Origin of the sequence: Streptomyces spiralis (assembly GCF_014654675.1) — a bacterium.
GTDB classification, from domain to species: Bacteria; Actinomycetota; Actinomycetes; order Streptomycetales; family Streptomycetaceae; genus Streptomyces; species Streptomyces spiralis.
On record NZ_BNBC01000102.1, the window covers coordinates 1 to 7,212 of the forward strand.

The 7,212-nt window shown below is 72.7% G+C and carries 9 protein-coding genes; 3 read left to right on the forward strand and 6 right to left on the reverse strand.

What is annotated here, in order from left to right:
- Together IE318_RS43700 and IE318_RS43705 are read left to right on the forward strand one after the other, a co-directional pair.
- Window positions 1–162: glycine cleavage T C-terminal barrel domain-containing protein (locus IE318_RS43700; protein ID WP_308438641.1), on the forward strand; the 162-nt coding region annotated here is incomplete at its 5' end.
- A 20-nt stretch (window positions 163–182) separates the two neighbouring features.
- Window positions 183–1,316, forward strand: a complete 1,134-nt coding sequence (locus tag IE318_RS43705) for an aromatic ring-hydroxylating oxygenase subunit alpha (protein WP_189908387.1) — start codon at window positions 183–185, stop codon at window positions 1,314–1,316.
- 69 nt (window positions 1,317–1,385) lie between these two features.
- Here the strand turns inward: IE318_RS43705 and IE318_RS46275 are convergent, their stop codons facing one another.
- From IE318_RS46275 to IE318_RS43730, 5 genes are all read right to left on the reverse strand, one after another.
- Window positions 1,386–2,411, reverse strand: coding sequence for a DMT family transporter (locus tag IE318_RS46275; protein WP_268256790.1), 1,026 nt, complete (start codon window positions 2,409–2,411; stop codon window positions 1,386–1,388).
- 2 nt (window positions 2,412–2,413) lie between these two features.
- Window positions 2,414–3,154 carry an SDR family oxidoreductase gene (locus IE318_RS43715; RefSeq protein WP_189908388.1) on the reverse strand — a complete coding sequence of 247 codons (741 nt, stop codon included), beginning with the start codon at window positions 3,152–3,154 and terminating at the stop codon, window positions 2,414–2,416.
- 34 nt (window positions 3,155–3,188) lie between these two features.
- Window positions 3,189–4,124 (reverse strand): alpha/beta fold hydrolase, encoded by a 936-nt coding sequence (locus IE318_RS43720; RefSeq protein WP_189908389.1) that lies wholly within the window; start codon window positions 4,122–4,124, stop codon window positions 3,189–3,191.
- Between the two features lie 60 nt (window positions 4,125–4,184).
- The gene (locus IE318_RS43725; protein ID WP_189908390.1) at window positions 4,185–4,895 is read right to left on the reverse strand and encodes a hypothetical protein; all 711 of its coding nucleotides are present in this window, start codon (window positions 4,893–4,895) and stop codon (window positions 4,185–4,187) included.
- A 115-nt stretch (window positions 4,896–5,010) separates the two neighbouring features.
- Window positions 5,011–5,739, reverse strand: coding sequence for a CTP synthase C-terminal region-related (seleno)protein (locus IE318_RS43730; protein WP_189908391.1), 729 nt, complete (start codon window positions 5,737–5,739; stop codon window positions 5,011–5,013).
- 76 nt (window positions 5,740–5,815) lie between these two features.
- Here IE318_RS43730 and IE318_RS43735 point away from each other — a divergent pair, with 76 nt between their 5' ends.
- Window positions 5,816–6,724 (forward strand): LysR family transcriptional regulator, encoded by a 909-nt coding sequence (locus IE318_RS43735; RefSeq protein WP_189908392.1) that lies wholly within the window; start codon window positions 5,816–5,818, stop codon window positions 6,722–6,724.
- 20 nt (window positions 6,725–6,744) lie between these two features.
- Here IE318_RS43735 and IE318_RS43740 read toward each other — a convergent pair.
- Window positions 6,745–7,212 (reverse strand): cellulose binding domain-containing protein (locus IE318_RS43740; RefSeq protein WP_308438640.1); only part of this gene is annotated, 468 nt, incomplete at its 5' end.

A 7,212-nucleotide genomic window follows, 5' to 3' on the forward strand; every position in this document is an offset into this window, starting at 1 on the left:
TACGGCTACACCATCGGCAAGGGCATCGCCTACGCCTGGCTCCCGACGGAACTGGCCGAGCCCGGCACGACCGTGCATATCGGCTACTTCGACCAGCGCGTGGAAGCGGTGGTGACCGAAGAGCCCCTGTTCGACCCGGCCATGTCCCGCCTGCGCGGCTGACCTCCTTCGAAGGTGACACGATGACCATCACCAACCTGCCCTCCAGCCTGATCTCCACGCTGCCCGGCGAGCACTACACCGACCCCGGGATCTTCGCCCTCGAGCAGGAGCGCATCTTCGAGACCATGTGGTTCTGCGTGGCGCGTGCCTCCGAACTGGCCAGGCCCGGTCAGTTCCGCACCTGCCAGGTGGGCCGGGAGAGCGTGCTCGTCTCCCGCGCCCGGGACGGCTCGGTCAAGGCGTTCCTCAACATCTGCCGGCACCGTGGGGCCAGGCTGTGCACCGAGGAGTCCGGCGAGGTCAAGCGCGCCTTCCAGTGCCCGTACCACGCCTGGACCTACGGACTGGACGGCAAGCTGGTCGCAGCGCCCAACCTGACGTCGATGCCGGACATCGACCGGGTCGCCTACGGCCTGGTCGGTGTGCACGTCCGCGAGTGGCTCGGCTATGTGTGGGTGTGCCTCGCCGACACCCCGCCGTCCTTCGAGGACGACGTGATCGGCGCCGTGGTGGAGCGTCTGGGCGACGTTCAGGTGATCGAGAGCTACGGCGTCGACGACCTCCGGGTGGGCCGCCGGATCACCTACGACGTCAGGGCCAACTGGAAGCTGATCATCGAGAACTTCATGGAGTGCTACCACTGCGCCACCATCCACCCGGAACTCACCGAGGTGCTCCCGGAGTTCGCCGACGGCTACGCCGCCCAGTACTACGTCGGCCACGGCGCCGAGTTCGGCGAGGAGATCAAGGGCTTCACCGTCGACGGCTCCGAGGGCCTGGACCGCATTCCGACGGTCGCCGAGGAGCAGGACCGCCGCTACTACGCGATCACGGTCAAGCCACAGGTGTTCATCAACCTCGTCCCCGACCACGTGATCTTCCACCGGATGTTCCCGGTGGCCGTCGACCGCACCGTCGTCGAGTGCGACTGGCTCTACCTCCCGCACGTCGTCGAGAGCGGCAAGGACGTCAGCCGGTCCGTGGAACTCTTCGACCGGGTCAACCGCCAGGACTTCGACGCCTGCGAGCGCACCCAGCCGGGGATGGGCTCCCGCGCCTACGCCAAGGGCGGCGTCCTCGTCCCCAGCGAGCACCACATCGGCGCCTTCCACACCTGGGTCCACGAACGGCTCGGCACGGCGCCCGTCGGCTGAGCCGCCCCCGCCGCGCCACCGGCCCCGGCCGCCCGCCGTGTCGTCCCCACGGCAGGCGGGCCGGACCGCTCACCGTCCCGGCCGACGGCGCCCCGAGGGCGACCGGTCCGGTCCGTCGTCCCGCCTCGTGCCCCGAGCGGTGGTGACATAGGCACTGATCAGGATCAGCGCGCACCCGGCCAGTTGCAGCGGGGTCGGATGCTCGCCGAGGACGAGGGCGCTCAGTACCACCGCGCCCACCGGGGTGAGCAGCAGCAGGATCGCGCCGACGTGACTGGCCAGCCTCGGCGAGGCGATGGCGACCAGCAGCCACCCGACGACCTGGCTGCAGGCCGACACCGCCAGCAGCCAGCCCAGGGCCGGCCAGCCGGGCGTGGCGTCGAATCCGTACCACAGCAGCCCGGCCACCAGCGACACCGCGGCCGCGGCCACGATGACCGCGGTGTACACCTGCCGGACCTGGCCGGCGTGGCCGCCGCGGCGCAGCAGGAACAGGAACCCCGAGTAGCACAGCGCCGCCAGGACCGCGTGGACGGTGCCCCAGAGCGGATCGCTGCCGACCGCCCCGCCCCGCTCCAGCACGCCGCCGGCCAGCACCACCCCCACCAGCAGCACCGGAAGCCACCACAGGAAGCGGCGGGGTACCGGTTCCCGGTCCACCGCCCACGCCAGCAGCGGCACCATCACCACCTGCACATTGACCAGCACGGTCGAGAGCCCGGCGCCCACCTCTCCGATCGCCTGTGTCCACAGCAGCATGTCCCCGGCGAACAGCGCTCCCGCCACCAGCGCGAGCCTGTACCGCCCAGGAGCCGCCGGGCCCTCCCGGCGGCGTTCGGCGGCCGCCAGCACGAGGAGCGCGGGCAGGGCCAGCACACAGCGGTAGAAGGACGCCGTGCCGGGAGAGGTGCCCGCCAGATCCAGCAGGACCGCCGAGGCCGACACGCACAACGCGCCGATCGCCATGGACCAGGCCGGACGCCGCGTCCCCGACCGGCCGAGCGCGGGGACCGCGTCCTTGAGCGCGAGACCCTGCGCGCGCCGTTGGCCGGCGGATTGATCCCCGGTGAGCCGGCGGCCGGTGGGACCGGGCACGGCTACCGGCCGCCGGAGACCGTCATCGTGGTACCGGTCACGTAGCCGGCGGCCGGTGACATCAGCCAGCCGACCGCCTCGGCGATCTCCTCGGGCCGTCCGACGCGGCCCATCGGCACCCCGCTCTCCGCGAGGCGGTCCACGTCCGCCGGGGACATGTCGGTGGCGATCAGACCGGGTGCCACGGCGTTGACCCGGACGCCCTCCCGCGCGACCTCGTTGGCCAGACCCCGGGTGAGGCTCTCCACGGCACCCTTCGTCGCCGCGTAGGCGACCGTGCCGTAGATCCCGCCCGTCCGGGCGGCGACCGAACTGATGTTGACGATGGCTCCGCCCTGCCCGCCGTGCCGGGTGGAGAGCCGGCGGACCGCCGCGCGGCAGCACAGCAGCGGCCCGAGGACGTTCACCGCGAGCAACCGCTCCAGGGCGTGCGCGTCCTGCTCGTCCAGAGGACGGGCCTCACCGAGGATCCCCGCGTTGTTGACCAGTCCTGCCAGGGCGCCCAGTTCGGCCTCCGCCTGCTCGAACAGCGCCGCGACCTGCCGCTCGTCGGCGATGTCGGCGGCGATGGCCCGGGCCCGTCCGCCGTCGGCGACGACGGCGTCCACGACCGCGTCGGCGGCCTCCGCGTTGCCGGCGTAGTTCACCGCGACCGCGTGACCCCGCGCGGCGAGCCCGCGGCACACCGCGGCGCCGATGCCGCGGCTGCCGCCGGTGACGACGACCAGATCTCGTGTCTCCATGCGTGCCGTGTCCGCCCTTTCCTGCCTCGCGTCTTCACCGGTTCAGCAGACGCAGGATCGCCTCCGCCGTGGCCTGCGGTGCCTCCCGGGGCGGGAAGTGCCCGACGCCCGGCATCAGCACCCGTTCGTAGTGACCGGTGAACAGGTCGTCCTTGTCCTCGGTGGTGCCAGGGAGGTTGTCGCCGTCGCGCTCGCCGTGCAGCACCAGGCACGGGACGCGGACGGGGGAGGGATCGGCGAGCCGGTCCTCGATGGCCTGGTAGGCGGGGTCGCCGGGCGCCTCGCCCCAGCGGTGCAGATAGGCATGGGCGCTGATCTCCGCCCAGTCGGGGTTGTCCCACGCGGTGGCCGCCTGATCGAAGTCGCCTTCGGGGAAGTCCCATCCGGGTGACCAGGAGCGCCACAGGTAACGGGAGAAGCCGCGCCGGTCGCGCTCGAGTGCCCGTCGGCCGCGGGCGGTGGCGACATACCACTCGTACCAGTAGGCGTGGGCCAGCGGATAGGGCACGCCGCTGTCGGGCCGGTTGGTCGCGTGTCCCGCCGAGATGGCGACGAGCGCGCGGATCCGCTCCGGGAAGAGGGCGCCGACGACGTATCCGGCGCGAGCCCCCCAGTCGTGCCCGACGATCACCACGTCGTGCAGGCCCAGGGCCTCGACGAAGTCGTGGAGATCCTGGCCGAGCGCGCCGATCTGCCCGCTGCGGAGCCGGCCGGGCTCCTGGAACCGGGTGTCCCCGAAGCCGCGCAGGTACGGCCGGTACACCCGGTGACCCGCCTGGTGCAGACGCGGCAGCACGCCGTCCCAGCAGTGGATGTCGTCCGGCCAGCCGTGCACGGCCACCAGCGCCCGACCGTCCTCGGGGCCGTCGGCTTCGTAGGCGATCCGCAGGGTGGGAGTCTCGACGTAGTTCCGCACGCCGGGCCGGGTGATCCGCTCCGGGCCCTTCAAACGAGCGATCCTGCCGGCCATGAACCGCGGCGGGCTCCCGCGAGCGGCGGGATCAAGGCCTCGCGCACCGCTCGTGGCTCGTCACCGTACGCGGGCCAGCTCCCGTACCTGGTGGTAGCCGTCCTCGTCGTGCCTGACCCGGACCAGGGCGTCGACCAGCCGGACGAACTCGCGGTCGTCGTCCACCAGCGCGCGCAGGGACATCGCGTCCTGGTCGAGGTGCAGCCGGTCCGCGGCGTCGAGCACCTTCTTGTCCACGAACGGGCACAGCTCGCCCCACAGCAGCTGCGCCTCGCGGCAGAAGGCGTCGACCACGTCGTCGTCCACGTTGGCGAAGTGCCGCAGCAGTTCCCGCTCGCGCTCCGGGTCGCGCCCGGCGTCCTCGCGCAGTTCCCCGAGGTCGCCTCCGTGGTCCTCCTGGAGGTGCAGCGCCGCGTCCGTCATGGCCGTGCTGATCCGCCTGACGTCGCCCTCCGGGTATCCGGCGTCCCTGAGCGCCCCGGCGATCCGGTCGGCTCCCGCCCGGAGCACCTGTCCGGCCGTCGACCACTTGCGGTCACGCATTCCGACGAAGGTGCGCACGGCCGTCTCCGGGGTCACCCGGGCATCGGTGAGCGCCGCGAGCTGGAACATCTGGAACAGGGCGTGGGGGGACTCCTTCAGATGGATCTCGGCCTCCTCCGAGAGGCTCTCGCGTCCGTACCGCTTCAGCAGCGCGCCGACGATGTGCTTCTGGTCCGTGTCGCTGGCCGTCTGCCGGCCCTTGCCGGTGTCCTTCTTCGCGCCGGTCATGCCTGCTCACCTCCCGACCGCGCCTGCCAGGCCCCGCCGCGCTGGTGAGGCCGCCGCGGTCGTCCACATCCGCTTCCCGGCTTCCCTGTCCGGCCTGCGCTAACCGCGGTGCGGCTCACCGGGTGCGGGCGTGGGTGCGGGTGCGGGCGTGGGCGACGGCGGCCTCGGCCAGGCCGGTGATCAGCGGGTGCGCCCGGGTGCCGTCGCCGTCCAGCTCGGGCTGGAAGAGGGTGGCCAGGAAGAAGGGATGGGAGGGCAGTTCCGCGATACGGACCTCGCCGGACTCGTCGGTACCGGTGAAGGTCAGGCCATGGGCACGCAGGACGTCCAGGTGCCGGGGGTTGGGCGCGTAGCCGCAGTGGTAGCGCGCCTGGGTGCGGTCGGCTCCGGTCAGGCCGGCGGCCCGGGAGCCGGGGGAGACCCGGACGACGCCCTCATGGCCGACCAGCGAGCAGGCCAGCGGAACGATCACGCTGTCCTCCTCGGCGGCCGCCGGATCGTTCTCGGCGTGGGCGGCACGGTCCAGTCCGCAGACGTTGCGCGCGAACTCCAGCAGGACGTGCTGGAAGCCCGCGCAGGTGCCCAGGAAGGGGATGCCTCCCTCGCGTGCCGCGCGGATCGCGGACAGGACCCCGGCCTCACTGCGGTAGGGGCTGCCCGGCAGCACCCAGACCGCGTCGAAGCCGTCCACGCCCTGACCGGCGTCCTCGGTGGCGACCCAGTAGGCGTCGAGATCCAGCCCGTCCCGCGTCCGCAAGGCCTGAAGCAGGCCGGGTACGCGGGTGTGGGAGCGAACGGCGTCGGAGCGGTCCCCGACCAGGGCAAGGCGTGCGGTGTGATCCATGACGACGATCCTGCCGGTCACCCCGCATCACGTCCAACGATGATTCCCGGATCGTGCATAAGCGATACTGATGCGCATGGATCCGCATCTGCTGCGCACCTTCGTCGCGGTCCTCGACCACCGGTCCTTCTCCCGCGCCGCCGCGGCCCTCGGCTACACCCAGTCGGCCGTCTCCCAGCACATCGCCGCGCTCGAGGCGGACCTCGGCACCCGGCTCGTCGAACGCCGGCCCGTCGCCCCGACACCGGCCGGGGAGCGGCTGATGGAGCACGCCCCCGCCCTGCTGCTGCGGCTGGACGCCGCCCGCGCCGACCTCGGCCGCCTGCGGCAGAGCCGTACCGAGCGGCTGGCCCTGGCCTGCTCGCCCGCCGCCCTCACGCCCGCCGTCGCGCAGGCCCTCACCGAGCTGCGCGCCGCCGCCCCCTCCTTGTTCCTGGAGGTACGGGTCCTGGGCCGGGAGCCGGTGATCGAGGACGTCCTGACCGGTCGCGCCGGCCTCGGCCTCGTCGACGGCGTCGCCGCCCCCAGCGACCCGCTGCCCCTGCCGGACGTCGGCCCCGCGACCGTCCTCGTGGCGGCCGAGCAGCCGCTGGCCGTCCTCTTCCCCCACGGCCATCCCCTGGCCGGGCGCCGCACGGTCCGGCTCACCGATCTGACGCAGGCCCAGTGGATCGACGCCGCCGACACGGCGGTCCCCCTCGACCGGCTGCGCGCCTTGTGCCGTACGGACGGATTCCGTCCCCGGGTCAGCCATCGCGGCACCGACCTGTACGGTCTCGCCGCCCTCGCGGCCGCCGGGCTCGGGCTCACCGCGCTGCCGCTGTCCCTGGCCGCCACGCTGCCCGGTCTCACCGCGGTCCCGGTCGAGGAGCCCCGCCTCGTCCACCGCACGGAGCTGGTCCACGTGACCCGTCCCACCGCAGTCGCACGGCAGTTGGCCGGTCTCCTCGTCGCCGAGGCGACCGGCGGCGCCCGGGTCACCTGACGCCGCCGGCCGGCGAGCCGTCAGGGTTCGGTGCCGACGGCGAGCGTGCCGTTCACGTACGCGGTCACCTTGGTGGTGTCGGCGTAGGCGGTGTTGGTGGCGCGGCTGTAGTCGTCGCTCTCGTTGAAGTTGGACCAGTCGGTCTTGTTGAGGCGGTTCTGGATGTCGCCGGTGGACTTGCCGGCGGCGAGGGTGCCCGCGCCGGTGGTGAAGCCGATCTCCAGGTAGTGGTCGGCGCCCGCCTTCGGGGTGGACATCGCCACGACCTTCTGGGTGACGTTCGCGCAGCCGAGCTGGGCGTAGTCGCACCATGCGCTGTAGGTGTTCGCGCCGCCGTCGCCGGTGAAGTAGTAGCGCAAGGTGACCTTGGACAGGTCCAGCGGGGCGGTGCCGGTGTTGACGACCTGGAGGCCGGGCTTGATCTGGTTGTCACCGGGGGCGGTGTCGTTGTTCTTGTACTGCACCTTGAACGCCCCGGTGCCGGTGCC